23 protein-coding genes are annotated in these 25032 nt (G+C 71.4%); 3 read left to right on the forward strand and 20 right to left on the reverse strand.

Going from position 1 to position 25032, the window contains the following annotated elements; genetic code table 11:
• Window positions 1–13 precede the first annotated feature (13 nt).
• A complete protein-coding gene (locus tag DEJ03_RS10455; RefSeq protein WP_110864558.1) occupies window positions 14–412 on the reverse strand; it encodes a DUF779 domain-containing protein in 399 nt (132 codons plus the stop codon).
• Entirely contained in the window at window positions 412–1953 is a 1542-nt protein-coding gene (locus DEJ03_RS10460) for an aldehyde dehydrogenase family protein (RefSeq protein ID WP_110864559.1), read from the reverse strand. Before DEJ03_RS10460 ends, DEJ03_RS10455 begins: the two co-directional genes overlap by 1 nt.
• A gap of 151 nt (window positions 1954–2104) precedes the next feature.
• Here DEJ03_RS10460 and DEJ03_RS10465 point away from each other — a divergent pair, with 151 nt between their 5' ends.
• Entirely contained in the window at window positions 2105–2644 is a 540-nt protein-coding gene (locus DEJ03_RS10465) for an HdeD family acid-resistance protein (protein WP_173033968.1), read from the forward strand.
• Window positions 2645–2667: 23 nt separating this feature from the next.
• Here the strand turns inward: DEJ03_RS10465 and DEJ03_RS10470 are convergent, their stop codons facing one another.
• The 18 genes from DEJ03_RS10470 to fmt all read right to left on the reverse strand — a co-directional run bounded on the left by DEJ03_RS10470 (window position 2668) and on the right by fmt (window position 23977).
• Window positions 2668–3762 (reverse strand): VIT1/CCC1 transporter family protein, encoded by a 1095-nt coding sequence (locus DEJ03_RS10470; protein ID WP_110864560.1) that lies wholly within the window; start codon window positions 3760–3762, stop codon window positions 2668–2670.
• Window positions 3763–3891: 129 nt separating this feature from the next.
• Window positions 3892–5337 carry a pyruvate kinase gene (gene pyk, locus DEJ03_RS10475; RefSeq protein ID WP_017887208.1) on the reverse strand — a complete coding sequence of 482 codons (1446 nt, stop codon included), beginning with the start codon at window positions 5335–5337 and terminating at the stop codon, window positions 3892–3894.
• A 197-nt stretch (window positions 5338–5534) separates the two neighbouring features.
• Complete coding sequence (locus DEJ03_RS10480) at window positions 5535–6992, reverse strand: glutamate synthase subunit beta (protein ID WP_110864561.1); 1458 nt, start codon at window positions 6990–6992, stop codon at window positions 5535–5537.
• A gap of 53 nt (window positions 6993–7045) precedes the next feature.
• Complete coding sequence (gene gltB / locus DEJ03_RS10485) at window positions 7046–11650, reverse strand: glutamate synthase large subunit (protein ID WP_375342292.1); 4605 nt, start codon at window positions 11648–11650, stop codon at window positions 7046–7048.
• Window positions 11651–11873: 223 nt separating this feature from the next.
• Window positions 11874–12860, reverse strand: a complete 987-nt coding sequence (lgt, locus tag DEJ03_RS10490) for a prolipoprotein diacylglyceryl transferase (protein WP_071244753.1) — start codon at window positions 12858–12860, stop codon at window positions 11874–11876.
• A gap of 96 nt (window positions 12861–12956) precedes the next feature.
• Window positions 12957–13751 (reverse strand): tryptophan synthase subunit alpha, encoded by a 795-nt coding sequence (trpA, locus tag DEJ03_RS10495; protein WP_027465720.1) that lies wholly within the window; start codon window positions 13749–13751, stop codon window positions 12957–12959.
• Entirely contained in the window at window positions 13748–14962 is a 1215-nt protein-coding gene (gene trpB, locus DEJ03_RS10500; RefSeq protein WP_071244754.1) for a tryptophan synthase subunit beta, read from the reverse strand. Before trpB ends, trpA begins: the two co-directional genes overlap by 4 nt.
• A gap of 100 nt (window positions 14963–15062) precedes the next feature.
• A complete protein-coding gene (trpC, locus tag DEJ03_RS10505) occupies window positions 15063–15848 on the reverse strand; it encodes an indole-3-glycerol phosphate synthase TrpC (protein ID WP_071403979.1) in 786 nt (261 codons plus the stop codon).
• Window positions 15849–15867: 19 nt separating this feature from the next.
• The gene (locus tag DEJ03_RS17960) at window positions 15868–16107 is read right to left on the reverse strand and encodes an HGxxPAAW family protein (RefSeq protein ID WP_017887200.1); all 240 of its coding nucleotides are present in this window, start codon (window positions 16105–16107) and stop codon (window positions 15868–15870) included.
• A complete protein-coding gene (locus DEJ03_RS10515) occupies window positions 16104–16802 on the reverse strand; it encodes a Trp biosynthesis-associated membrane protein (RefSeq protein ID WP_110864562.1) in 699 nt (232 codons plus the stop codon). The genes DEJ03_RS17960 and DEJ03_RS10515 overlap by 4 nt, the downstream gene beginning before the upstream one ends.
• Window positions 16799–18343, reverse strand: a complete 1545-nt coding sequence (locus DEJ03_RS10520; RefSeq protein WP_071403728.1) for an anthranilate synthase component I — start codon at window positions 18341–18343, stop codon at window positions 16799–16801. Before DEJ03_RS10520 ends, DEJ03_RS10515 begins: the two co-directional genes overlap by 4 nt.
• Entirely contained in the window at window positions 18340–18738 is a 399-nt protein-coding gene (hisI, locus tag DEJ03_RS10525; RefSeq protein WP_110864563.1) for a phosphoribosyl-AMP cyclohydrolase, read from the reverse strand. The genes DEJ03_RS10520 and hisI overlap by 4 nt, the downstream gene beginning before the upstream one ends.
• 25 nt (window positions 18739–18763) lie before the next feature.
• Window positions 18764–19519 (reverse strand): imidazole glycerol phosphate synthase subunit HisF, encoded by a 756-nt coding sequence (gene hisF, locus DEJ03_RS10530; protein WP_232536485.1) that lies wholly within the window; start codon window positions 19517–19519, stop codon window positions 18764–18766.
• Between the two features lie 11 nt (window positions 19520–19530).
• On the reverse strand, window positions 19531–20370 hold the full coding sequence (hisG, locus tag DEJ03_RS10535) for an ATP phosphoribosyltransferase (RefSeq protein ID WP_027465727.1): 840 nt from the start codon (window positions 20368–20370) through the stop codon (window positions 19531–19533).
• 46 nt (window positions 20371–20416) lie between these two features.
• A complete protein-coding gene (locus DEJ03_RS10540; protein ID WP_027465728.1) occupies window positions 20417–20680 on the reverse strand; it encodes a phosphoribosyl-ATP diphosphatase in 264 nt (87 codons plus the stop codon).
• A 101-nt stretch (window positions 20681–20781) separates the two neighbouring features.
• The gene (gene rpe / locus DEJ03_RS10545) at window positions 20782–21441 is read right to left on the reverse strand and encodes a ribulose-phosphate 3-epimerase (protein ID WP_110864565.1); all 660 of its coding nucleotides are present in this window, start codon (window positions 21439–21441) and stop codon (window positions 20782–20784) included.
• 35 nt (window positions 21442–21476) lie between these two features.
• Window positions 21477–23045, reverse strand: a complete 1569-nt coding sequence (locus tag DEJ03_RS10550; RefSeq protein ID WP_258370742.1) for an RsmB/NOP family class I SAM-dependent RNA methyltransferase — start codon at window positions 23043–23045, stop codon at window positions 21477–21479.
• Window positions 23042–23977, reverse strand: coding sequence for a methionyl-tRNA formyltransferase (gene fmt / locus DEJ03_RS10555; RefSeq protein WP_110864566.1), 936 nt, complete (start codon window positions 23975–23977; stop codon window positions 23042–23044). Before fmt ends, DEJ03_RS10550 begins: the two co-directional genes overlap by 4 nt.
• A gap of 134 nt (window positions 23978–24111) precedes the next feature.
• Here fmt and DEJ03_RS10560 point away from each other — a divergent pair, with 134 nt between their 5' ends.
• Together DEJ03_RS10560 and DEJ03_RS10565 are read left to right on the forward strand one after the other, a co-directional pair.
• A complete protein-coding gene (locus DEJ03_RS10560) occupies window positions 24112–24441 on the forward strand; it encodes a hypothetical protein (RefSeq protein WP_110864567.1) in 330 nt (109 codons plus the stop codon).
• 14 nt (window positions 24442–24455) lie between these two features.
• The gene (locus DEJ03_RS10565; protein ID WP_110864568.1) at window positions 24456–24911 is read left to right on the forward strand and encodes a DUF4383 domain-containing protein; all 456 of its coding nucleotides are present in this window, start codon (window positions 24456–24458) and stop codon (window positions 24909–24911) included.
• Window positions 24912–25032: the final 121 nt, after the last annotated feature.

A 25032-nucleotide genomic window follows, 5' to 3' on the forward strand; every position in this document is an offset into this window, starting at 1 on the left:
GCGTGCGGTCAGCCTACGTCCGGGCCACCCGCGGGACCAGGCCGAGATCGGCGAGCTCGGCGTCGTCGAACAGCCGCGACCGGGTGAGGAACCGTTTGCCCTCGGGGACCTCGACCGAGAACCCGCCGCCCCGACCGTCGACCACGTCGATCGTCAGGTGCGTGTACTTCCAGTACTCGAACTGCGACACCGACATGTAGACCTCGACCGGCTCGAGGCCGTCCACCTGCAACGCGCCGAGCAGGACGTCCCCCGGACCGGTCCGGAACATGCCGACGGGGTAGCACATCGGACTCGAGCCGTCGCAGCAGCCGCCGGACTGGTGGAACATCAGCGGGCCGTGCCGGGCGGTGAGGGTCCGCAGGAGCTCCCCCGCCGCCGGCGTCACCGCGACGCGTGCGGTGTCGGGCATCAGAAGAAGCCCATCGGTCCGTCGGCGTAGGAGACGAGCAGGTTCTTCGTCTGCTGGTAGTGGTCGAGCATCATCTTGTGGTTCTCACGCCCGATGCCGGACTGCTTGTAGCCGCCGAAGGCCGCACCCGCCGGGTACTGGTGGTACGTGTTCGACCACACGCGCCCGGCCTGGATGTCCCGGCCGGCGCGGTACAGGGTCGTGACGTCACGGCTCCACACCCCGGCGCCGAGCCCGTACAGGGTGTCGTTGGCCGTGGCGATCGCGTCGTCGTAGCCACTGAAGGACGTCAGCGCGAGCACGGGCCCGAAGATCTCCTCCTGGAAGATCCGCATCGAGTTGTCGCCCTCGAACACCGTCGGCGTGACGTAGTAGCCGCCGGAGAGTTCGCCGCCCAGATCGGCGCGCTCGCCCCCGGTCAAGAGCTTCGCGCCCTCCTGCTTGCCGATGTCGATGTAGCTGAGGATCTTCTCGAGCTGGTCGTTGGACGCCTGGGCGCCGATCATCGTCGACAGGTCGAGCGGATGGCCCTGCTTGACGGCACGGACGCGTTCCAGGCCGTCGGCGACGAACCCGTCGTAGATCTCCTTCGCCACGAGTGCCCGGGACGGACACGTGCAGACCTCGCCCTGGTTCAGGTTGAAGAACGTGAAGCCCTCGAGCGCCTTGTCGTAGAAGGAGTCCTTCTCGGCCGCCACGTCGGGGAAGAACACGTTCGGGCTCTTGCCGCCGAGCTCGAGCGTCACCGGGATGAGGCTCTGCGAGGCGTACTGCATGATCAGCCGCCCGGTGGTGGTCTCCCCCGTGAAGGCGATCTTCCGGATGTCCGGGTGCTGCGCGAGCGGTGCGCCGACCTCGATGCCGAAGCCGTTGACCACGTTGAGCACCCCGGCGGGCAGCAGGTCGCGGATGAGCTCGACGAGCACGTGGATGGACGCCGGGGTCTGCTCGGCGGGCTTCAGCACGACGCAGTTGCCGGCGGCGAGGGCCGGTGCGAGCTTCCACACCGCCATCAGGATCGGGAAGTTCCAGGGGATGATCTGCCCGACCACGCCGAGCGGCTCGTGGAAGTGGTAGGCCACGGTGTCGTGGTCGATCTCGCCGGCGGAGCCCTCCTGCGCGCGGATCGCCCCGGCGAAGTACCGGAAGTGGTCGATCGCGAGCGGGATGTCGGCGCCGAGGGTCTCGCGGATCGGCTTGCCGTTCTCCCACGTCTCGGCGACGGCGAGCATCTCGAGGTGCTCCTCCATGCGGTCCGCGATCTTGTTGAGGATGATCGCACGTTCGGCCGCGCTTGTCCGTCCCCAGGCCGGGAACGCCTTCCACCCGGCGGCGACGGCCCGGTCGACGTCCGAGGAGTCACCGCGGGCCACCTCGGTGAACACCTTGCCCGTGACGGGCGTCGGGTTCTCGAAGTACTGCCCGCTCGCGGACGGCACGTACTCCCCGCCGATGAAGTGGTCGTACCGGGATCGGTACTCGACCAGGGAGCCGGGCTCGCCGGGTGCGGCGTAGCTGGTGGGCGAGGGTGCGATGGTCATGGTGGTGCCCTTTCGACGACGCTGTCGGGGCGCACGAGTCGCGCGCCTGATCCGCACGGTACGACCGCGGGGGTTGCAGGTCGTTGCACGGCCCGCGGCTCCGACGGGTAGCGTGCTGGACACCAGCGCTGGCGATCAGGGAGGAGCGCTCGTGGATTCTCGTGCCGTCAGGACGTTCCGGGTGTTCGTCGTCGTCACCGCCGTCGTCGCCATCGCACTCGGCATCGTGGCCATCGTCTGGCCCCGCCCGTCGCTCGTGCTCGTGGCGCTGCTGTTCGGCGTGTACCTCGTCGTGGCCGGGGCACTGCGCGTCTTCGCCGCGGTGCGGGGGCACGGCACCCGTCCGGTGTGGCGGTGGACGTCCGGCATCGTCGGCGGCCTGGTCGCGGTCGCGGGGCTCGTGACCCTGCTCGACCCGGCGATCCCGCTCGTCGTCTACGCGGTGCTCGCCGGGGTCGGGTTCCTGATCGAGGGGGTCGCCGCGATCGTCGGCGGCTTCGTCGGCCACCCGGGGTCGTCACGCGTCCCGACCGTCGTCAGCGGCGTGCTGTCGATCATCGGGGGCATCGTCGTGCTCGTCGCGCCCGGACTCGCGCTGACCGTCTTCATGGTCTTCGCCGGCATCGCGCTCATCGTCGTCGGGGCCGCGGCCCTGCTGCTCCTGCCGCCGCGCGCCGCCGTCCGCCGCTAGCCGCTGCTCGCCGCCTTCCGCCGCTAGGCCGACCCGGTGCCGAAGAGCAGCCCGAGCGCGTAGGTGACGATCGCCGCACCGAACCCGATGGCGAGCTGCCGGAAGGCGCGCTTGCCCGGGGACGCTCCGCTCAGCACGCCGACGACCGCACCGGTGCCGAGCAGGGCGATGCCCACCAGCCCGCCGGCCACCGCGATCGCCGGCCACCCCTGCATGCCGAACAGGAACGGCAGCACCGGGATGATCGCGCCCGAGGCGAAGAAGCAGAAGCTCGACACCGCGGCGCTCAGCCCGGTACCGACCGCCTCGTGGTCGTCCGCGACCGCGGTCGAACCGGTCGCCGGCCGCCGCTCGCCGATGCCGGACAGCACCTGCGCGGCGTGCTCGGTCGCCTCGGCCTCGGACATCCCGCGCGCGCGGTAGACCAGGGCGAGCTCGTTCGCGTCGACGTCGAGGTCCGACACTGCCTTGCCTGCCTCGGGGTGCGGCGCGGACGCCTCGAGCAGTTCGCGCTGCGACCGGACGGAGACGTACTCCCCCGCCCCCATCGACAACGCGCCGGCGAGCAGGCCGGCGATGCCGCTCAGCAGCACGAAGTGCCGGTCGGCCCCAGAGGCACTGATGCCGATGATGAGCGCCAGGTTGGACACCAGGCCGTCGTTCGCGCCGAACACCGCCGCCCGGAACGTGCCGGACAGCCGCATCCGGCCCCGGTTCGCGAGCCCGCGCACGACCTCGCCGTGGATCCGCTCGTCGGCGGCCATCCGCGCGGTCGCGTCCGAGTCGTCGGCGTACGGCGAGCGGTCCTCGGCGCGCTGCATGAGCGCGAGGACGAAGACCGACCCGAACCGCTTGGCCAGCACGGCGAGCACCCGGGTGCGCAGGCTCCCCCGCTGCGGCCGTCCGACGTCGTCGCCGAGCAGGTCGAGCCAGTGGTCGGCGTGGCGGCCCTCGGCCTCGGCCAGCGCGGCGAGGATCTCGCGCTCCTCGCCGGAACGGCAGGCAGCGAGGTTGCGGTACACGGCCGCCTCGGCACGTTCGTCGGCCAGGTAGCGACGCCAGCGGCGGACGTCGGCGCGCGGCGCCGGGGTGTCGGATCGGAGGCTCACAGCGACCATCCTGCCGCCTGCGGCCGACGTCCGGTCACCACCAGGGCCGTGGAGACGCGGCAGGGCGCGGACCGGAAGCGGTCGGCGCTGCTCGCACCGGGCCTCCAGTCCGCGCCCTGGTGGCGACGGATCCTCGGATCAGTCCCGGACGTAGGCCGGGGCGGCCTCGGCGTGGGCGTCGCCCACCCGGTGCACCCGCAGGTCGTTCGTCGAGCCCTCGATGCCGGGAGGGGACCCGGCCGTCACGATGACGCGGTCGCCGGGGGCGGCCAGGCCGTTCTCGAGGAGGACGTCGTCCACCTGCGAGAAGAGCTCGTCGGTGTGGGTCTTCCGCTCCACCAGGAACGAACGGACACCCCAGGTGAGGGCCATCCGGCGGCGCGTGGCCTCGTTCGGGGTGAAGGCGATGATCGGCAGACCGTGGCGCAGGCGCGACATGCGGCGGGCCGAGTCACCGGACTCGGTGAAGACGCAGAGGTACGACGCCTCGGTGAACTCGGCGATCTCGACGGCGGCGAGGGTGATCGCACCGCCGAGGGTGCGCGGCTTGGTGCCGAGCGGGGCGATGCGCTCGAGACCGTGGTCCTCGGTGGACTCGACGATGCGGGCCATGGTGCGGACGGTCTGCACCGGGTACTCACCGACGCTCGTCTCACCGGACAGCATGACCGCGTCGGCACCGTCGAGGACGGCGTTCGCGACGTCGGACGTCTCGGCGCGGGTGGGGATCGGCGACGAGATCATCGACTCGAGCATCTGCGTCGCGACGATGACCGGCTTCGCCATGCGGCGGGACAGCTCGACGGCGCGCTTCTGCACGATCGGGACGGCCTCGAGCGGGAGCTCGACGCCGAGATCACCGCGGGCGACCATGATGCTGTCGAAGGCGTCGATGATCTCCTCGAGCGCGTCGACGGCCTGGGGCTTCTCGACCTTGGCGATGACCGGCAGGCGCTTGCCTTCTTCGTCCATGATCTCGTGGGCACGCACGACGTCGCTCGCGTTGCGCACGAACGACAGCGCGATGAGGTCGGCGCCCTGGCGGATCGCCCAGCGCAGGTCGGCCTCGTCCTTCTCGCTCAGCGCGGGGACGTTGACGGCGACACCGGGCAGGTTGATGCCCTTGTTGTTGGACACCGTGCCGGGGACGACGACCTCGGTGCGGACCCGCACGCCGTCGGTGTCGAGGACACGGAGGCGGACACGGCCGTCGTCGATGAGCAGCGGGTCACCGGGCTTGACGTCCTGCGGCAGGCCCTTGAACGTCGTACCGCAGATCTCCTTCGAGCCGGGGACGTCCTCGGTCGTGATGGTGAAGATGTCACCGACCGCCAGGTCGTGCGGACCGTCGGCGAAGCGTGCCAGACGGATCTTCGGACCCTGCAGGTCGACGAGGATCGCGACGGGCTTGCCGAGTTCTTCGGCGGCACGACGGACGTTGACGTAGTTGGCCTCGTGGACGCTGTAGTCACCGTGGCTGAGGTTGAGGCGGGCGACGTCGACGCCCGCTTCGATGATCTCCTTGACGGTCTCGTAGTCCGACGTTGCCGGTCCGAGCGTCGAAACGATCTTTGCGCGTCTCAATGGATTCCTTCGTGGTGGTGGATGGAGCTTGGGTTTCCGCGCTGTGGGGCCGCGCGGAACGAAGCGAGGCCACCAGCACCCTACCGAGTGCTGGTGGCCTCACGCTCACGGGAGCGTGAGCATCTGGTGGAGACGGTCCGCCGTCTGGCGGCGGCCCGACATCTGGTGGCCGTCCGACATTCCGTGATCGTCCGACATCAGACGGAGATCGCCCGGTCGGTCGCCTTGACCGGTGCCGGCAGGATCGTGGAGCCCTCGAGGTACTCGTCGACCTGGGCGGCCGCGGCACGGCCCTCGGCGATCGCCCACACGATGAGCGACTGCCCGCGACCCGCGTCGCCGGCGACGAACACACCGGCCTCGTTGGTCGCGTAGTCGGCACGGCGGTCAAGCGCCCCGGAACCCGTGGTCGGCAGACCGAGCTGCGGCTCGATCGTGTCCGCCTCGGGGCCGGTGAAGCCCATCGCGATGAGGACGAGGTCGGCCGGGATCTCCCGCTCGCTGCCCGCCTTCGGGACCCGCCGGCCGTCGAGGTACTCGGTCTCGGCGACCCGCAGTGCGCGGACCTCGCCTGCGTCGTTCGACAGGAACTCGACGGTGGAGGCGAGGAAGTGCCGCTCGCCGCCCTCTTCGTGCGCGCTCGTGATCTCGAACACGGTCGGGAACATCGGCCACGGCTGGTCGGACGGACGCTCGAGCGGCGGCTGCTTGCCGATCGCCAGGTTCGTCACGCTCAGCGCACCCTGGCGGTGGGCGGTGCCGATGCAGTCCGCACCGGTGTCGCCACCGCCGATGACGACGACGTGCTTGCCCTCGGCCGTGATCTGGTTGTCGACCGTCGTCCCCGCGTTCGCCTTGTTCTGCTGGACCAGGTAGTCCATGGCGAAGTGCACGCCCTCGAGGTCGCGCCCCGGGATCGGCAGGTCGCGCGGCACCGTTGCGCCGGTGGCGACCACGACCGCGTCGTAGCGCGACTTCAGGTCGTCCCAGGTGATGTCCTTGCCGATCTCGACCCCGGCACGGAACCGGGTGCCCTCGGCCTGCATCTGGGCGAGGCGCGCGTCGATCTGGCGCTTCTCCATCTTGAAGTCCGGGATGCCGTAGCGGAGCAGCCCGCCGATGCGGTCGTCCCGCTCGTAGACGGCGACCGTGTGGCCGGCACGCGTGAGCTGCTGCGCGGCGGCGAGCCCGGCGGGGCCGGAGCCCACGACGGCGACGGTCTTGCCCGTCAGGCGCTCCGGCGGGTGCGGGGTGACCCAGCCGTTCTGGAACGCCTGGTCGATGATCGAGACCTCGACCTGCTTGATCGTCACCGGGGGCTGGTTGATGCCGAGCACACACGACGACTCGCACGGGGCGGGGCAGAGCCGACCCGTGAACTCCGGGAAGTTGTTCGTCTCGTGCAGGCGCTCGATCGCCTGCCGGCCCTCACCGCGCCACGTCAGGTCGTTCCACTCCGGGATCAGGTTGCCGAGCGGGCAGCCCTGGTGGCAGAACGGCACGCCGCAGTCCATGCAGCGGCCGGCCTGGCGCTTCAGGACACCGGACTCCTGCTGCTCGTAGACCTCTTTCCAGTCCATGAGCCGCACGGGCACGGGTCGCCGGGGCGGGAGTTCGCGTTCCTGGACCTTCAGGAATCCCTTGGGGTCAGCCACCGGTCACCTCCGAGGTCGTGTCGGGCACTGCCTGTTCCGGACGTGCGTGACGCTCAGCCACCGGTCACCTCCATGATCCTGTTCCAAACGATGTCACCGTCGGGGTCGAGCCCCTCGTCGACGGCCTGTCTGCGCGTCTCGAGCACCGCCGCGTAGTCGCGCGGCAGCACCTTGACGAAGTCGCTCAGGTCTCCGGACGCCAGCAGGTCGGACGCGAGCGTCGACCCCGTCTCGTCGGCGTGCCGGGTGAGCAGGTCGGTGACGATCTCGACGTCGGCGCTGTCGAGCGCCTCGAGCCGGAGTTCGCCGGACGCCAGTGCGTCGGTGTTCACGTGTTCCTGGCGCAGGCCTCGGACGTACGCCGTCCCACCGGACATGCCGGCGCCGAGGTTCCGGCCGGTCTCGCCGAGGATGAGCGCGAGCCCGCCCGTCATGTACTCGAGCGCGTGGTCGCCCACGCCCTCGACGACGGCCGTGGCACCGGAGTTCCGCACCAGGAAGCGCTCGCCTACGATGCCGCGGATGAACATGCTGCCCTGGGTGGCGCCGTACCCGATGACGTTGCCGGCGATGACGTTCTCGGCCGGGTCGAAGCCCGAACCGGCGTCGGGACGGACGACGATCTGGCCGCCGGAGAGCCCCTTGCCGACGTAGTCGTTGCTGTCGCCGATGAGCCGCAGCGTGATGCCTGCCGGCAGGAACGCACCGAGCGACTGCCCGGCGGAACCGCGCAGCGTCACGTCGATCGATCCGTTCGGCAGGCCGTGCTCGCCGTGCCGCAGGGTCACCTGGTGGCCGAGCATGGTGCCGACGGCGCGCTCGGTGTTGCGGATGGGCAGGTCGAGCGCGATCGAACCGCCGTGGTCGAGCACGTCCGCGGTCTGCTGGATGAGCTGCACGTCGAAGTGCTGGTCCAGTTCGTGGTCCTGCTCGCGGTGGTGGCGGCGCGGTTCGGCGTCGTCGAAGTGCGGTCCCTTGAGCACCGGCGCGAGGTCGAGGCCCGACGCCTTCCAGTGCTCGACGGCACGGTCGACGTCGAGCGCGTCGGTCTGCCCGATGGCCTCGTCGAGGCTGCGGAAGCCGAGCTCGGCGAGGAGCTCGCGGACCTCTTGTGCGATGAACTCGAAGAAGTTCACGACGAACTCGGGCTTGCCGGAGAACCGCTTGCGGAGCTCGGGGTTCTGCGTGGCGACGCCGACCGGGCAGGTGTCCAGGTGGCAGACGCGCATCAGGATGCAGCCCTCGACCACGAGCGGGGCGGTCGCGAAGCCGTACTCCTCGGCCCCGAGCAACGCGGCCACGACGACGTCGCGTCCGGTCTTCATCTGCCCGTCCACCTGCACGACGACGCGGTCACGCATGCCGTTCAGCATGAGCGTCTGCTGGGTCTCGGCCAGGCCGATCTCCCACGGGGTGCCGGCGTGCTTGAGCGAGTTGAGCGGGCTCGCGCCGGTGCCGCCGTCGTGGCCGGACACGAGCACGACGTCGGCCAGGGCCTTCGTCACGCCGGCCGCGACCGCACCGATGCCGGACTGGCTCACGAGCTTCACGTGGACGCGGGCGGCCGGGTTGGCGCGCTTGACGTCGAAGATCAGCTGCTTGAGGTCCTCGATGGAATAGATGTCGTGGTGCGGCGGCGGCGAGATGAGGCCGACGCCCGCGGTGGCATGCCGGGTGCGGGCCACCCACGGGTAGACCTTCGCCGGGGGCAGCTGACCGCCCTCGCCGGGCTTCGCGCCCTGCGCCATCTTGAGCTGGATGTCGGTGGCGTGCGTGAGGTACATGCTCGTCACGCCGAACCGGCCGGAGGCGACCTGCTTGATCGCGCTGCGGCGCTCGGGGTCGAGCAGGCGGTCGACGTCCTCGCCGCCCTCACCCGTGTTCGAACGGCCACCAAGTCGGTTCATCGCGATGGCGAGCGTCTCGTGAGCTTCCTTCGAGATGGACCCGTAGGACATCGCACCGGTGTTGAACCGCTTGACGATCGACTCGATCGACTCGACCTCGTCGAGCGCGATGGGCTTCCGAGCGCCCTGCTTGAACCGGAACAGCCCGCGGAGCGTCATGAGCTGCTCGGACTGGTCGTCCACGGCGCTCGAGTACTCGCGGAAGATGTCGTAGCGGCGGGCACGGGTGGCGTGCTGCAGGCGGAACACCGTGTCCGGGTTGAACAGGTGCGGCGGGCCCTGACGGCGCCACTGGTACTCGCCACCGATCTGCAGTCGCTCGTGCGAGAGCACCGCGCCGTCCTGCGGGTACGCCTGGGCGTGCCGCTCGGCGTTCTCCTTGGCGATGACGTCGATGTCGACGCCACCCAGGATCGACGAGGTGCCCGTGAAGTACTTGTCGACGAACTCCTGGCTGAGCCCGACGGCCTCGAACGCCTGCGCACCGGCGTAGCTGGACACCGTGGAGATGCCCATCTTCGACATGATCTTCAGCACGCCCTTGCCGAGCGCCTTGATGACGTTCTTGACGGCCTGCTCCGGGGTGATCCCGGGGATCATGCCGGCGCGGACCAGGTTCTCGCAGGTCTCCATCGCCAGGTACGGGTTGATCGCCGAGGCGCCGTACCCGATGAGGGTCGCCACGTGGTGGACCTCGCGCACGTCGCCGGCTTCGACGATCAGCCCGACCTTCATGCGCTGCTCGGTGCGGATCAGGTGGTGGTGGACCGCGGCGAGGAGCAGGAGGCTCGGCACCGGTGCCTGCTCGGAGTTGCCGTCGCGGTCGGACAGCACGATGAACTGCTTGCCGGACTCGATCGCGGCGTCGACCTCGTCGCACACGGCGGCGATGCGCTTCTGCATCGCCTTCTTGCCGGCGTCGACGCGGTACAGGCCCTTGATCGTGACGGTCAGGTGGCGACCCGACTCGGTCTCGAAGTGCTGGACCTTGGCGAGCTGGTCGTTGTCGATCACCGGGAAGTCGAGCGTGATCTGCTTCGCGTGCTCGGGACCGGCGGAGAGCAGGTTGCGCTCCGGACCGAGTCCCATCCCCATCGAGGTGATGACCTGCTCGCGGATCGAGTCGAGCGGCGGGTTGGTCACCTGCGCGAACTGCTGCGTGAAGTAGTCGAAGAGCAGGCGTGGACGCTCCGACAGCACGGCGATCGGAGTGTCCGAGCCCATCGCGCCCAGGGGTTCGGCACCCGCTGCCGCCATCGGGCGCAGCAGGATCCGGACTTCTTCCTCGGTGTACCCGAACGCGCGCTGACGACGGGTGACCGACGCCGGGGTGTGCACGATGTGCTCGCGCTCCGGCAGGTCGTTGAGGTTGATGCGTCCGGCTTCGAGCCAGTCGCCCCACGGACCCGAGGCGGCGAGCTCGCGCTTGACCTCGTCGTCCTCGATGATGCGGCCGGCCTCGGTGTCCACCAGGAACATCCGGCCCGGACGCAGACGGCCCTTGCGCACGACCTTGGCGGCCGGCACGTCGATGACCCCGGTCTCGGAGCCCATCACGATGAGGCCGTCGTCGGTGACCAGGAAGCGTCCGGGGCGCAGGCCGTTGCGGTCGAGGGTGGCGCCGACGAGCGAGCCGTCGGTGAAGGTGATCGCGGCGGGGCCGTCCCACGGCTCCATGAGCATCGAGTGGTACTCGTGGAACGCGCGGAGGTCCGGGTCCATCCCGACCTGGTTCTCCCACGCCTCTGGAACCATCATCGACACGGCGTGCGGCAGGGTCCGGCCGGTCAGGGTCAGCAGCTCGAGGACCTCGTCGAACGAGGCCGAGTCGCTCGCCCCCGGGCTCACGATGGGCAGCAGCGGGGCCATGTCGCCGAGCAGTTCGCTCTCGAGCTGCGACTGGCGGGCGCGCATCCAGTTGCGGTTGCCGCGCACGGTGTTGATCTCACCGTTGTGGGCGATCGTCCGGAACGGCTGCGCGAGCGGCCACGACGGGAACGTGTTGGTGGAGTAGCGCGAGTGCACGATCGCGAGCTTCGACGCGAAGCGCTCGTCGCGGAGGTCCGGGTAGAACGGCTCGAGCTGGAGCGTCGTGACCATGCCCTTGTAGACCATGGTGCGGCTCGACAGCGACATGAAGTACAGGTCGTTGTCGTGCTCGGCCCGCTTGCGGAGGCGGAAGGCCTGACGGTCCAGCGCGATGCCGCTCCACGAGGCACCGTGCACGTCGTGCCGGATGGAGGCGACGAAGAGCTGCTCGAACGCCGGCATCGCGGCACGGGCCAGCGTGCCGAGGACCTCCGGACGCACCGGGACCTCGCGCCACCCGAGGACCTTCAGGCCCTCTTCGCGGGCGAGCCGCTCGACGGCGCCCTTCACCGCGTGGCGGGCGTCGTCGTCCAGGGGCAGGTAGGCGGTGCCGACGGCGTACTCCCCCGCTGCCGGCAGCTCGAACGGCACGACGGCCCGCAGGAACTCGTCGGGCACCTGGCACAGGATGCCCGCGCCGTCACCGGTGCCAGCGTCGGACCCCACGGCACCGCGGTGCTCGAGATTCCGGAGCGCACCGAGGGCCGCGTCGACGATGTCGTGCCCGGGCGTGCCGCGCAGGGTCGCGACCATCGCGAGACCGCAGGCGTCCTTCTCGTTCGCCGGGTCGTACATGCCCGTCGCGTCCGGGATCGCGGAGAAGCGGCGGTGCGGCGGCACGAGGCTCGTCGGTGCCGAGGGCTGGGTTGGCTGGAGCGCCATGGGGAACCGTCCTCACGAGGAAGTGGAACAGGGACAGCGGTGGCCCGGTGGTGCGTTCCGCCCGAGCGGGCGGGACTGGTGCCCGTGCCCGCCGTCAGTGAGTTGCCCTGCCGGCCGGCGAGGTTGCTGGGCCCCGCTTGTGGCGGGGACCGTCTGGTGCTGCTGCTGCTGGTGTGCTGCACGTGACCGGTGGTCGTCGGGAGCGGGTGCTCCCACCACGGGATCAGCGAGTGGTCGTGACCGGTTCGTCGCTCGTGACGCCGTCTGCTGCGTCGTCATCGTGCTCCGAGAAGGTGTCCTCGGAGTCTACAACGGAGGTCGGACGGGGCCCGCGACCCGGCAGGTACGGGCTCGGCTCCTTGCCGGTGTGGCGACGGCTCTGCACCACGAAGATCAGGATGCCTATCACGACCGCGGCGAGGGCCACCCACACGTTGGTGCGGACGCCGAAGAAGGTCTCGCTCGTGTCGACGCGGATGGACTCGAGCACCGAGCGCCCCGCGCCGTACCAGATCAGGTACAGGCCGAGGACCTTGCCCCACTGCAGCGTGAACTTGCGCGCCAGGAAGAGGATGACGACCACACCGAGGACGTTCCAGATGATCTCGTACAGGAAGGTCGGGTGGAACAGCGTGCCCTCGGGCAGGCCCTTCGGGAACGCAGCGTTGCTCGAGTCGATCTCGAGGCCCCAGGGCAGGCTCGTCGGCATGCCGAAGAGCTCCTGGTTGAAGTAGTTGCCCAGGCGACCGAAGGCCTGTGCGAGCAGGACGCCCGGCACGACCGCGTCGATGAACGACGTGAACCGCAGGCCCACCTGACGGCAGCCGATCCACGCACCGACCGACCCGAGGATGAGCGCCCCGAAGATGGCGAGCCCGCCCTCCCAGATGTACAGGAAGGACAGCGGGTCGATGCCGGGGCCGAAGTAGTCGGACACGTGGGTGAACACGTGGAAGAGACGACCGCCGATGATGCCGGCGGGCACGGCCCAGATCGCGATGTCGATGATGATCCAGCGCTCGACGCCACGGGCGTTGAGTCGTCGGTTCGCCAGGACGACCGCGGCGACGATCCCGATCAGGATGCAGATCGCGTACGCGTGGATGCGGAAGTCGAGGGGCAGCGACCAGCCGAACGCGTCGCGCAGCCAGGCGGTCAGGTCGAAGTACTGCCAGGCGGTGCTCGGGCTCGGGATGCTCAGGAGGGGCATGGAGGTGCTGTCGCCTTTCGGAACTGACGGGGCGCGGTCGACGTGGCGTCGGCCTCGCTCACTGTAGCGCGGCTCGCGGGCCGGACAGGAACTGGACTAGCGGCGGCGGGCGCCGGTGGCGAGGTCGGCGGCACGGTCGGCCACGCCCTGCACACCGAGGTCGGCCAGCGCACGGACGAACGCGGACCCGACGATGGCACCGTCGGCGTACTCGAGCACCTCGCCGACCTGCTCGGCCGTCGAGATCCCGAGACCCACGCAGGTGCGCTCGACCCCGGCGTCGCGCAGGCGCGACACCACCGTGCGTGCGGCGACGTCGACCCCGGCCCGTGCACCGGTCACACCCATCGTGGAGACGGCGTAGACGAACCCACGGCTGGCCTCGACCGCCTGGCGCATGCGCTCGTCCGACGAGGACGGTGCGGCGAGGAAGACCCGGTCGAGCCCGGTCCGTTCCGAGGCCTCGGTCCACGCGGAGGCCTCGTCGGGGATGAGGTCGGGCGTGATGAGGCCGGCGGCTCCGGCGGCGACGAGGTCGTCTGCGAAGCGGTCCACGCCGTAGCGCAGCACCGGGTTCCAGTACGTCATGACGAGCACCGGCACGTCGGCCCGCTCGGTGATCTGCTGCACGGCGTCGAAGACCTGTGCGACCCGGAAGCCGTTCGCCAGGCTCTCCTCGGCCGCCCGCTGGATCACGGGGCCGTCCATCACGGGGTCCGAGTACGGCAGGCCGAACTCGATGACGTCCACGCCGTTCTCGGCGAGGGCGACGGCGGCGTCGACGCTGGTCTGCAGGTTCGGGTACCCGGCGGGCAGGTAGCCGACGACGGCTCCGGCGCGCTCGGCGTTGGCGGTGTCGATCGTCGTGGCGACGGTCCGGTTCGTGGTCACAGCTGCACCGCGTTCTCGTCGAGGATGCCGAAGTAGCGACTGGCGGACGCGACGTCCTTGTCGCCCCGGCCGGACAGGTTCACGAGCACGACGCCCTCGGGGCCGAGCTCCTTGCCGAGCTTCATGGCACCGGCGAGGGCGTGGGACGACTCGATCGCCGGGATGATGCCCTCGGTCTGGCTCAGCAGGCGGAACGCCTCCATCGCCTCGGTGTCGGTGATCGGCTGGTACTTCGCGCGGCCGATCGACGCCAGGTACGCGTGCTCCGGTCCGACGCTCGGGTAGTCGAGTCCGGCGGAGATGCTGTGGCTCTCGATCGTCTGGCCGTCCTCGTCCTGCATCAGGTACGACTTCGCGCCCTGCAGCACGCCCTCGCGACCGAGCGTGATGCTCGCCGCGTGCCGACCGGTCTCGACGCCGTCGCCGCCGGCCTCGAAGCCGTGCAGCGCGACGGACTCGTCGTCGAGGAACGCCTCGAAGATGCCCATCGCGTTCGATCCGCCGCCGACGCACGCCGCGACGGCGTCCGGCAGGCGCCCGACGCGGTCGAGGACCTGCTGGCGCGCTTCCTCGCCGATGACCTTGTGGAACTCGCGCACCATCTCGGGGAACGGGTGCGGACCGGCGACCGTGCCGAGCAGGTAGTGCGTCGACTCGACGTTGGCGACCCAGTCGCGCAGGGCGTCGTTGATGGCGTCCTTCAGGGTGCGCGAACCGGTCTCGACGGGGATGACCTCGGCGCCGAGCAGGCGCATCCGGGCCACGTTGAGGGCCTGTCGCTCGGTGTCCACGGCGCCCATGTAGACGACGCACTCCATGCCGAACAGAGCAGCAGCGGTCGCGGTGGCGACGCCGTGCTGGCCGGCACCGGTCTCGGCGATCAGGCGGGTCTTGCCGAGCCGACGGGCGACGAGGGCCTGGCCGAGCACGTTGTTGATCTTGTGGGAACCGGTGTGGTTCAGGTCCTCGCGCTTCAGGATCACCCGGGCACCACCGGCGTGCTTCGCGAACCGCGGCACCTCGGTGATGATCGAGGGGCGCCCGGTGTAGTCGCGCTGCAGCTCGTCGAGCTCCGCACGGAACGCCGGGTCCGCCCAGGCCTGGCGGAAGGCGGCCTCGAGCTCGTCGAGCGCGAGGACGAGGGACTCGGGGACGAAGCGTCCGCCGAAGTCACCGAAGTAGGGGCCGTGCAGGTCGCGGAGTGAGGTCACGATGTGTCTCCCGGGACGAGTCCGACGCGGCTGGTCGGCCGCGTCGGACGGGTGGAACGTGCGGCCGCGGTCGGCGGCCTCGATACGTGGGCGGAGCCGGTCAGGCCCGGTCGGCGGCGTCGACGAACGACGCCAGGGTGGCGGCGGGGTCGTCACCCGTCACGAGCGCCTCGCCGACCAGCACGACGTCGGCGCCGGCTGCCCGGTAGTGGGCGACGTCCGCCGGACCGGAGACCGCGGACTCGGCGACCCGCACGACCCCGGTGGGGATGCGGTCGGCGAGCGACCCGAACAGGTCGCGGTCGAGCGAGAAGTCGGTGAGGTCGCGGGCGTTGACGCCGAGGATGCGAGCACCGGCGTCGAGGCCACGCGTGACCTCGTCACCGGAGTGCGCCTCGACCAGCACGCGCATGCCGAGTTCTTCGGCCAGGGTGTGCAGCTCGACCAGGCGGGCCTGCTCGAGCGCCGCCACGATGAGCAGCACGACGTCGGCTCCGGACGCCCGGGCCTCGATCACCTGGTACGGGTCCGCGATGAAGTCCTTGCGGAGCACGGGGACCCCGACGCGGGCCTTCACGGCCTCGAGGTCGGCGAGGCTGCCGAGGAACTTGCGACCCTCGGTCAGGACGCTGATCGTCGAGGCCCCGCCACGCTCGTAGTCGGCGGCCAGGGCGGCCGGGTCGGCGATCGCGGCCATCGACCCGCGGGACGGGCTGGCGCGCTTGACCTCGGCGATGATCTTCACCCGGTCGCCCGGGCTGAGGAACGCGAGGGCGTCGAGCGGCGACGCCACCCGGTCGAGGTCGCGTTCGACGTCCGAGTACGGACGGTCGACACGACGGGCGGCGGCGTCCTCGAGCGCGCCCGCGACGAGGGTCTCGAGCACGTTCGGCATCGGGAGACCCCTACTCGCCGTGGTGCTTGGGAACGAACTTCGGACCGTCGACGCCGTAGCCGGCCTTCTTCATCACGCCACCGACGATGAGGCCGATGAGGACGACGCCAGCGGAGGCCCAGACGCCCCACGGCTGGTCGAACCAGAAGAACAGCGTGCCTGCCGCGAATCCGATCAGCATGATCACGACGGCGGTCCAGGCGGCCGGCGAGTGGCCTTCGCCGAGTTCTGCGGGCTCAGTGTTGCTCACGGTGCTCCTCGTTCTGCTCCGGCGTCGTCGGTCGAGCGACGCCCTGTCGATCCTACCGTGTCGTCACTCGGCGCCCCCGCGCCCGCGCCGTCGGCGGTGGTCGGGTCCACGCCCGCGCTCAGGTCGTCCCAGTCGACGACCGCGTCGCGCTGGACGGGAGCTGCTGCACGTGCTGCTGCGGCGGCTCCGGCGGTGGCGGCAGCGTACTTCCGGCTCGGGCCGGGCCAGGCGCGCTGGACCACGATGACGACCACGCCGAGCAGCACGGCGAGCACGCCACCCGCGATCCCGACGGCGGGCCACGGGCTCACGGAGACGCTCGACACGACACCGCGGACGGCACCGAGGTCACTGACCCCGGCGACCTCGCCGACGGCACCGCGTGCAGCGGCGATCGGGTCGCCGAGGGCGGTGATGCCGCTGACGACCACGCCGAGGCCGAGCAGGATCTCGACGGCGGCGAGCACGATGCGCAGCACCCGCCCCGCGATGGTCATCGCCAGGAAGAGCGCGAGGCTCGCGATCGCCAGCGCGGTGTACTGCGGCACGACCGCCGCCCCGTCGGCCGCGACCGTCGAGGTGACGGCGGCGCCGGCGTGCAGGCGGACGGTGAACCAGGTCTGGGTCCAGGCGAGCATGATGACGCCGGCGACCAGGAGCCCGGCGACGACGACGATCGGACGCGAGCGCTTCACGAGCGGACCTCGCGCATCCGGTTGGCGGTGGCGACGGCACGCAGCGGGGCGGCGGCCTTGTTGACCGCCTCGACGTGCTCGGTCTCCGGATCGGAGTCCGCGACGAGTCCGGCACCGGCCTGCACGCGGGCCACGCCGTCCTTGATCAGGGCGGTCCGGATCGCGATCGCCAGGTCGGCGTCACCCGCGAAGTCGAAGTACCCGACGACACCGGCGTACGCACCGCGCTTCGCCGGCTCGAGCTCGTCGATGATCTCGAGCGCACGCGGCTTCGGCGCGCCCGAGAGCGTGCCGGCCGGGAACGTCGCCCGGAACACGTCGATCGCCGAGGCGTCGGGGCGCACCCGCCCCTCGACGCTCGACACCAGGTGCATGATGTGGCTGAACCGCTCGACGGTCATGAACTCGGTGACGCTGACGGTGCCCGGCTCGCACACCTTCTGCAGGTCGTTGCGTGCGAGGTCGACGAGCATCAGGTGCTCGGCGCGCTCCTTCGGGTCGCCGAGCAGGTCCTCGCCGAGGTGGACGTCCGCTTCCGGGGTCGCACCGCGCGGGCGGGACCCGGCGATCGGGTGCGTGATGGCGCGGTCGCCCTGCACCTTGACCAGCGCCTCTGGCGATGCGCCGACGATCCAGAACCGCTCGTCGGCGGTGTCCGCGAGGGCGAGGAAGTACATGTACGGACTGGGGTTCAGCGTTCGGAGCACCCGGTAGACGTCGAGCGGGTCGGCCGTGACCTCGTGGTCGAACCGCTGCGAGATGACGACCTGGAACACGTCACCGTCGCGGATGAAGCCCTTCGAGCGCTCGACGGCCGCCATGTAGTCGGCCGGACTCGTGCGGTGGGTGGGGGTCGGCTCGGCGATCTCGAAGGCCTCGGCCACGGTCGCGACGCTCGGCTGCACCAGGTCGCCCTGCATGCGGTCGAGGCGCTGCTGCGCGTCCGCCCAGAGCGTGTCCGCGTCGTCGGTGCCGTCGTTCAGCACGCTCGCGACGAGCAGCACGAGACCGGTGCGGTGGTCGAGCGCGGCGAGTTCGGAGACGAAGGACAGCGCCTGTCCGGGCACGTCGAAGTCGGCCGGCGGCACGTTCGGCAGGTGCTCGAGCTGGCGCACGGCCTCCCACCCGATGAAGCCGACGGTCCCGCCGACGAGCGGCGGCGAGCCGGGCACGCGGGGCGTCGCCCAGCGCTCGTGCAACCGTGCCAGGACCTCGAGGGGCGCGCCGTCGAGCGACCCGACGGCGCGCTCGGCGTCGATGCCGGTGTCGATCCAGGCCGCGCGGTCGCCGTCCTGGGTCAGGACGCCGAAGCTCCGCACGCCGACGAACGACCAGCGCGACCACAGGCCGCCCTGGCCGGCGGACTCGAGCAGGAAGGACCCGGGGCGGCCGTCGGCGAGCTTGCGGTAGACGCCGACCGGCGTCTCGCTGTCGCCGTACAGCGCGCGGACGACCGGCAGGACACGGTGGTCGCCGAGCAGGCCGTCGAACTCCGGTCGGGAGGTCGTGTGCGGGGTCTCGGAGATCGTCGCGGTGGTCATCGGGTCGGCTCCACGGCCGTGTCCGCCGGGGCGGACATGGTCACGGGCGCGAGCGGGTCGACGTCGAAGCACCGGTGCGCACCGGTGTGGCACGCAGCCCCGACCTGCTGCACCGTGACGAGGAGCGTGTCGTCGTCGCAGTCCAGCGCGGCACCGCGGACGTACTGGGCGTGTCCCGACGTGTCGCCCTTCCGCCAGTACTCGTTCCGCGACCGCGACCAGAAGGTCACACGGCCTTCGGTGAGGGTGCGGCGGAGGGCTTCCCGGTCCATGTAGCCGAGCATGAGGACGTCCTTCGACGATTCCTCCTGCACGATGGCGGGGAGCAGGCCGTCCGCACCGAAGTGTGCGCGGTCGAGGACCGCCTCGGTGTCGGTGCTGGTGCTGTCGGTCATGAGGCTCCTAGCCTACGGCGGCGGATCAGCGGACGGCGTGGCCGGTCGCGCGGAGCGCGGCCTTGACGTCCCCCACGGTCATCTCGCCACGGTGGAAGACGCTGGCGGCGAGGACTGCATCCGCACCCGCGTCGACGGCCGGGGCGAAGTGCTCGACGCGACCCGCGCCTCCCGAGGCGATCACCGGGACCGACGAGACGGCGCGCACCGCGGCCACGAGTTCGAGGTCGAACCCGTTCTTCGTGCCGTCGGCGTCGATGGAGTTGACGAGCAGCTCCCCCGCGCCGCGCTCGACGGCCTCGCGTGCCCACGCGATGGCGTCGAGGTCGGACTCGGTCCGCCCGCCGTGGGTGGTGACCACGAAGCCCGAGGGCATCCGGTCGGACCGCTTGACGTCGAGCGACAGCACGACGGCCTGGGCACCGAACCGGTCGGCGATCTCGCCGATGAGCTCGTGCCGGGCGATCGCTGCGCTGTTCACGCCGATCTTGTCCGCGCCGCACTGCTGCAGCCGCGAGACGTCGTCGACGCTGCGGACTCCGCCGCCGACGGTGAGCGGGATGAAGACCTGCTCGGCCGTCCGGGTCACGGTGTCGTACATCGTCGCCCGGTTCTCGACCGTGGCGCCGACGTCCAGGAAGGTCAGCTCGTCGGCACCCTGCTCGTAGTACCGAGCCGCGAGCTCGACGGGGTCACCGGCGTCCTGCAGGTCGAGGAAGTTGACGCCCTTGACGACGCGGCCGCCCTTGACGTCGAGGCACGGGATGACCCGGACCGACACGCCTCCGGGGGTCACAGGCGTGCGGCGTGGATCGGGCTGACGAGGATCGCCCGGGCGCCGAGGTCGTAGAGCGCGTCCATGATGAGGTTCGCGTCGTCGCGCGGGATCATCACGCGGACCGCGGCCCAGTCGCGGTCGTGCAGCGGTGAGACCGTGGGCGACTCGATGCCGGACGCCACCGCGGTCGCCTGCTCGAGCAGGGCCGTGGGGACGTCGTAGTCGAGCATCACGTAGCCACGGGCTACGAGGACGCCCTGCAGACGTCGGCGGAGCACGTCGATGCCCGGGATGGTCTCGTCGGTGGAGACGAGCACCGCGGTCGACTCGAGGATCACCGGGCCGAAGATCTCGAGGCCCGCCTGCCGGAGCGTGCTGCCCGTCGACACGACGTCGGCCACGGCGTCGGCGACCCCGAGCCGCACGGCGCTCTCGACGGCGCCGTCGAGCTTCACGAGCGTGGAGCTGACCCCGTGCTCGGCGAGGAACGCACCGACCAGTCCGGGGTAGCTCGTGGCCACACGCACGCCGTCGAGGTCCTGCAGCGAGGCGAACCGACCCGGGGTGCCGGCGAACCGGAAGGTGGAGTCGGCGAAGCCGAGCGCGTCGACCTCGTGCGCCTCGGACCCGGAGTCGAGCAGCAGGTCGCGGCCGGTGATGCCGACGTCGAGCGCGCCGGACCCCACGTACGTGGCGATGTCCCGCGGGCGGAGGAAGAAGAACTCGACGCCGTTGCGCTCGTCGAGCAGGTGCAGCGCCTTCGGGTCGCGGCGGCCGGCGTACCCGGCCTCCCGCAGCATGTCGGACGCGGTCTCGGACAGGGAGCCCTTGTTGGGCACGGCGATGCGGAGCATCAGTGGGTCTGCTTTCTGGTGGGGGTCGCGGCGGCTGATCAGCGGATCAGAGATGTCGCCAGACGTCCGCCGGGGTGAGCCCCTTGGCGACCATGAGGACCTGGAGGTGGTAGATCAGCTGCGAGATCTCCTCCGAGGTCCGCTCGTCGCCCTCGTACTCGGCCGCCATCCAGACCTCGGCGGCTTCTTCCACGATCTTCTTGCCGATCTGGTGCACGCCGGCGTCCAGTTCGGCGACGGTGCCGGAGCCCTCGGGGCGCGTGCGCGCCTTCTCGGTGAGCTCCTGGAACAGGTCGTCGAACGTCTTCACGGGGTCCAGGCTACCGGTCTCCGCTGACGCTGCCGACGCACCGTCCGGACGGGAGGCAGTGGTCGCCTCGGTGAAGCCGGTTCGCTCCGGCGCTCCCCCGGTCACGAGCGAGCCCGAGCGGCGGCCTCGCGCAGGTCGGCGATGCGCGCAGCGGGTTCGCCGCCGTACACCGCGGAGCCCGCGACCAGCGTGTCAGCGCCGCTCCGCACGGCCTCGGGCACGGTGTCCACGGCGATCCCGCCGTCCACCTCGAGCCACACGTCGAGCCCGGAGGCGTCGACGGCGGCGCGGGCGTCGGCGAGCTTCGGCATCACGGACGGCATGAAGGACTGGCCGCCGAACCCGGGCTCGACGGTCATGAGCAGGATCATGTCGTAGGCGTCGAGGTGGTGCAGCACCTGCGTGATCGGGGTACCGGGCTTCACGGCGACGGCGGCCCGGGCACCGTTCGACCGGATCGCGGCGGCGGTCGCCACCGGGTCGTCGGCTGCCTCGAAGTGGAACGTGACGCTCGACGCACCCGTCTCGGCGTACTTCGGCGCGTTGCGGTCGGCGTCGGTGATCATCAGGTGCACGTCGAGCGGCACCGGCGACACCTGCTGCAGGCGCTGCACGATCGGCAGCCCGAGCGTCAGGTTCGGGACGAAGTGGTTGTCCATCACGTCGACGTGCACCAGGTCAGCGGTCTCGATGCGCTGGAGTTCGCGCTCGAGGTTCGCGAAGTCGGCGGACAGGATGCTCGGCGAGATGCGGATCGTCACCGGGCAAGCCTACCGGCGTGCCGTGGGCCGGGGCCTCAGTCGACGCGACGGAACAGCGCGATGAACATCGCGTCCGTCCCGATGCGGTGCGGCCACAGCTGCGCCGTGGCGCCGTCCGCGATCTCGGGGTCGCGTGCGGCGACACCCCGGACGATCGCGGCGGTGTCGAGCTGCTCGAGCCGGTCGCCGTGCCGCCCCATCAGCGCGTCAACCTGCCCGCGGGTCTCGGCCAGGTGCGGCGAGCAGGTCACGTACGCCAGGGTCCCGCCCGGTGCGAGCACCCGGACGGCGGCGTCGAGCAGTTCGGTCTGCAGGGCAGCGAGCTCCTCGACGTCCTCGGGGAGCTTCCGCCAGCGGGCCTCCGGTCGGCGACGCAGCGCGCCGAGCCCGGTGCACGGGGCGTCGAGCAGGATGCGGTCGAAGGTCATCCCGGTGCCGTCGCGTCCGTACCGACGGGCGTCACCCTCGACGACCCGCACGTGGTCGCCGAACACACCGAGCGCGTTCCGCACGAGGCCGGCGCGGGCGGGCACGAGTTCGTTGGCGACGAGGGTCGCCCCGCCCTGCTGCGCCTCGGCGGCGAGCAGTGCGGCCTTGCCGCCGGGCCCGGCACACATGTCGAGCCACCGCTCCCCCGCACGCACGTCCGACGAGCGGCTCAGCGCCAGCGCGGCGAGCTGCGAACCCTCGTCCTGCACGCGCAGGCGTCCGGCGGCGACGCCCGGCACGCGCGCCGGGTCGCCGCTGATGCCGCGGATGCCGACGGGCGACACCGGCGCGGCGTCCGCCTGCACGACGGGCTCGTCGGCCCGGACGGGAGGCACGGTGCCGGTCGCGCCGTCGGCCTCCGGTTCGTCGTCGGCGGGCACCAGGGCCGCGGGCACGTCGTCCGCACCGGTCGCGTCGGCGAACGCGGCATCGGTGTCGTCGTCCGGAGCGGTGCGGGCGGTCGCGGTGGCGATGTCCTCGTCGGTGGCGAGGCCGGGCAGGGCCGCGAGCTGCACCCGGGGTGCGGCGTTGTCGGCGGCGAGCAGGGCGGCGAGCTCGTCGCGGGAGCGTTCGGCGGCCAGGGCGTCGCGGAGCGCCGAGACGACCCAGACCGGGTGCGACCAACGGGTGGCGAGCAGGGCGTCCCCGGCGCGGCCCTCCGTGATCAGGGCGTCCCACTCCTGGTCGGTGCGGGCGGCGATCTTGCGCATCACGGCGTTCACGAACCCGGTCGCGCGGCGGGCACCGACCTCGCGGGCGAGCTCGACCGTGGCGTCGACGGCGGCGTGCGTCGGCGTGCGCATGGCGAGCAGCTGGTGCGCACCGAGACGCATCACGTCGAGGACGTCCGCCTCGATGTTCTCGGCCCGACGACCGGATGCCAGCGCGATGATCACGTCGTAGCGGCCGAGCATCCGGATCGACCCGTAGGTGAGCTCGGTCGCGAACCCGGCGTCGCGGGCGGTGAGCCCGGCGCGGCGGATGCGCGTCGGCAGCAGCAGGTTCGCGTAGGCGTCGTCGACCTGCACGGCGCGGAGCACGTCGAACGCCACGCGGCGGGCACTCGCCGGACGCGGGCCGCGGCGGGCACCCTGGGGCTTCGTCTGGGGGCTCATGCGAGGACCTTCCCGTCCAGTTCGCCGAGGCCACGGGCCCAGGCGGCGGCGTCCATCGCCTTCTTGCCCGCCGGCTGCACCTCGAGCAGCACGAGCGGGGTGTCGGCGGTCCCGACCAGCAGCCGGCCGCCGTGGAGTGCGAGCGCACCGGGCGCGAGCGACGGGGCGGGGTCCTGCGTGCCTCCAGGCTCGATCGTGCTGCGGAGCAGCTTCACGCGGGTCTCGCCCAGGTGGGCGTACGCGCCGGGCTCGGGCGTGACCCCGCGCAGCCGCGCGTGCACGGCGGCGGCGGGCGCGGCGAAGTCGGTGCGGCCGTCGTCGATCGTGAGCTTCGGGGCGAGCGTGGGCTCGCCGGACTGCTCGGTCGCGACGGCGGTGCCGGCGGCGATGGCGTCCACGACGTCCGCCACCACGTCCGCGCCGACCTCGGCCATCGCCGCGAGGACCTCACCCGAGGTGGCCTCGGGGTCGATCTCGAAGGGCCGCGCGGCGTAGACCGGGCCGGCGTCGAGCGCCTCGACCAGCTGGAAGACCGTCGCGGCGGTCCGGGTGTCGCCGACCATCACCGCCCGCTGCACGGGAGCCGCGCCGCGGTACGCCGGCAGGTCGGAGAAGTGCAGGTTGATCCAGCCGCGCCTCGGGGCGTCGAGCGCCGGGCGGCGGAGCAGTGCGCCGTAGGCGACGATCACGCCGAGGTCGACGTCGAGGTCCGCGATCCGGGCGGTGACGGCGTCGTCGACGCGCGAGGCCTCGATGACCGGCAGTCCGAGCTCCGCGGCGACGACGGCCACCGGGGTCGGGGTGAGGACACGCTTCCGGCCCTGCGGGGTGGCCGGCCGCGTGAGCACCGCGACGATCTCGTGGTCGGACGCCGCCAGACGGCGGAGGGTGGGGACGGCCGCAGCGGGGCTGCCGGCGACGACGAGACGCATGGGTTCGATCCTCCCACGCCGACGGGCCCACCCGACCCCGACCGCCTGTCCGGAGCACGCGGTGCTCGGCACTGCCTGTGCACCAGCAGAGCGTGGGCTGCGTAGGTTCTGGCTGCATCGACGGAAGGAGCACCATGACCGACCGAGACCTGCCCATCCCGGACTTCGACCACGTCCCGCTCGGCAACCTGACGGAGCACCTGACGGCCCTCGACCGCGAACAGCTCCAGGTGCTGCTCGACCACGAGCACGCCCACGGCGCGCGGTTGCCGGTGCTGGAGCGGATCCGTCACCGGATCGAGGCCCTGGACGGCGGTGCGGAGCCGACCGGTTCCGTTCCGGAGCACCTCGCCGAGACGTCTGCGGGGGCCTCGGCACCAGCGGACGTCACGCCGGCCACCGCCGGTCCGACGATCAACCCGCCGTCCCACGGCGTGCCCACCAACCCCGCGCAACCGCGCTGAGATCAGGAGACACCATGAGCGACGTCACCACCGCCACCAACCGCTACGCCGGTTCGTCCGTCCAGAAGGCCACCCTCGTGGTCGGCATCGTGTTCCTGCTCGTCGGGATCGCCGGGTTCGTCCCCGGCATCACGACCGGTGACCTGGCCGGGGCCGGACACGAGTCGATGGGCATGCTGCTCGGCATCTTCCAGGTGTCCGTGCTGCACAACATCGTGCACCTGCTGTTCGGCGTCGTCGGACTGCTCGCCGCCAACCGCGCCTCCGGCTCGCGGATGTACCTGGTGATCGGCGGGATCGTCTACTTCGTGCTGTGGATCTACGGCCTGTTCACCGCCGGCCACAGCTCGGGTGCGAACTTCGTCCCGCTGAACAACGCCGACAACTGGCTGCACCTCGTGCTCGCCATCGGCATGGTCGCCCTCGGCGTCGTGCTGCCGCGCGAGCGTCGTCGGCCCGCCAACGCCTGACCCGCCAGCACCAGCCGGTCGCCGCACGGCGGCAGACCCCGAACGACACCGCCGACGTCCCACGACGTCGGCGGTGTCGTTCTGCGTCGTGCAGCGCCCGGGCCCACACGGACCCGGGCGC

The sequence above is a fragment of the Curtobacterium sp. MCLR17_043 genome, from assembly GCF_003224215.1.
Lineage (GTDB): Bacteria > Actinomycetota > Actinomycetes > Actinomycetales > Microbacteriaceae > Curtobacterium > Curtobacterium flaccumfaciens.

What these genes read in the sequence shown, in the direction of transcription:
- DEJ03_RS10455 (WP_110864558.1), bottom strand. Translation starts at nt 412, where the DNA reads ATGCCCGACACCGCACGCGTCGCGGTGACGCCGGCGGCGGGGGAGCTC.
- DEJ03_RS10460 (WP_110864559.1), bottom strand. Translation starts at nt 1,953, where the DNA reads ATGACCATCGCACCCTCGCCCACCAGCTACGCCGCACCCGGCGAGCCC.
- DEJ03_RS10470 (WP_110864560.1), bottom strand. Translation starts at nt 3,762, where the DNA reads ATGGTCGCTGTGAGCCTCCGATCCGACACCCCGGCGCCGCGCGCCGAC.
- gltB (WP_375342292.1), bottom strand. Translation starts at nt 11,650, where the DNA reads ATGGCGCTCCAGCCAACCCAGCCCTCGGCACCGACGAGCCTCGTGCCG.
- lgt (WP_071244753.1), bottom strand. Translation starts at nt 12,860, where the DNA reads ATGCCCCTCCTGAGCATCCCGAGCCCGAGCACCGCCTGGCAGTACTTC.
- DEJ03_RS10520 (WP_071403728.1), bottom strand. Translation starts at nt 18,343, where the DNA reads ATGACCACCGCGACGATCTCCGAGACCCCGCACACGACCTCCCGACCG.
- hisI (WP_110864563.1), bottom strand. Translation starts at nt 18,738, where the DNA reads ATGACCGACAGCACCAGCACCGACACCGAGGCGGTCCTCGACCGCGCA.
- hisG (WP_027465727.1), bottom strand. Translation starts at nt 20,370, where the DNA reads ATGCTCCGCATCGCCGTGCCCAACAAGGGCTCCCTGTCCGAGACCGCG.
- DEJ03_RS10550 (WP_258370742.1), bottom strand. Translation starts at nt 23,045, where the DNA reads ATGAGCCCCCAGACGAAGCCCCAGGGTGCCCGCCGCGGCCCGCGTCCG.
- fmt (WP_110864566.1), bottom strand. Translation starts at nt 23,977, where the DNA reads ATGCGTCTCGTCGTCGCCGGCAGCCCCGCTGCGGCCGTCCCCACCCTC.
- DEJ03_RS10560 (WP_110864567.1), top strand. Translation starts at nt 24,112, where the DNA reads ATGACCGACCGAGACCTGCCCATCCCGGACTTCGACCACGTCCCGCTC.
- DEJ03_RS10565 (WP_110864568.1), top strand. Translation starts at nt 24,456, where the DNA reads ATGAGCGACGTCACCACCGCCACCAACCGCTACGCCGGTTCGTCCGTC.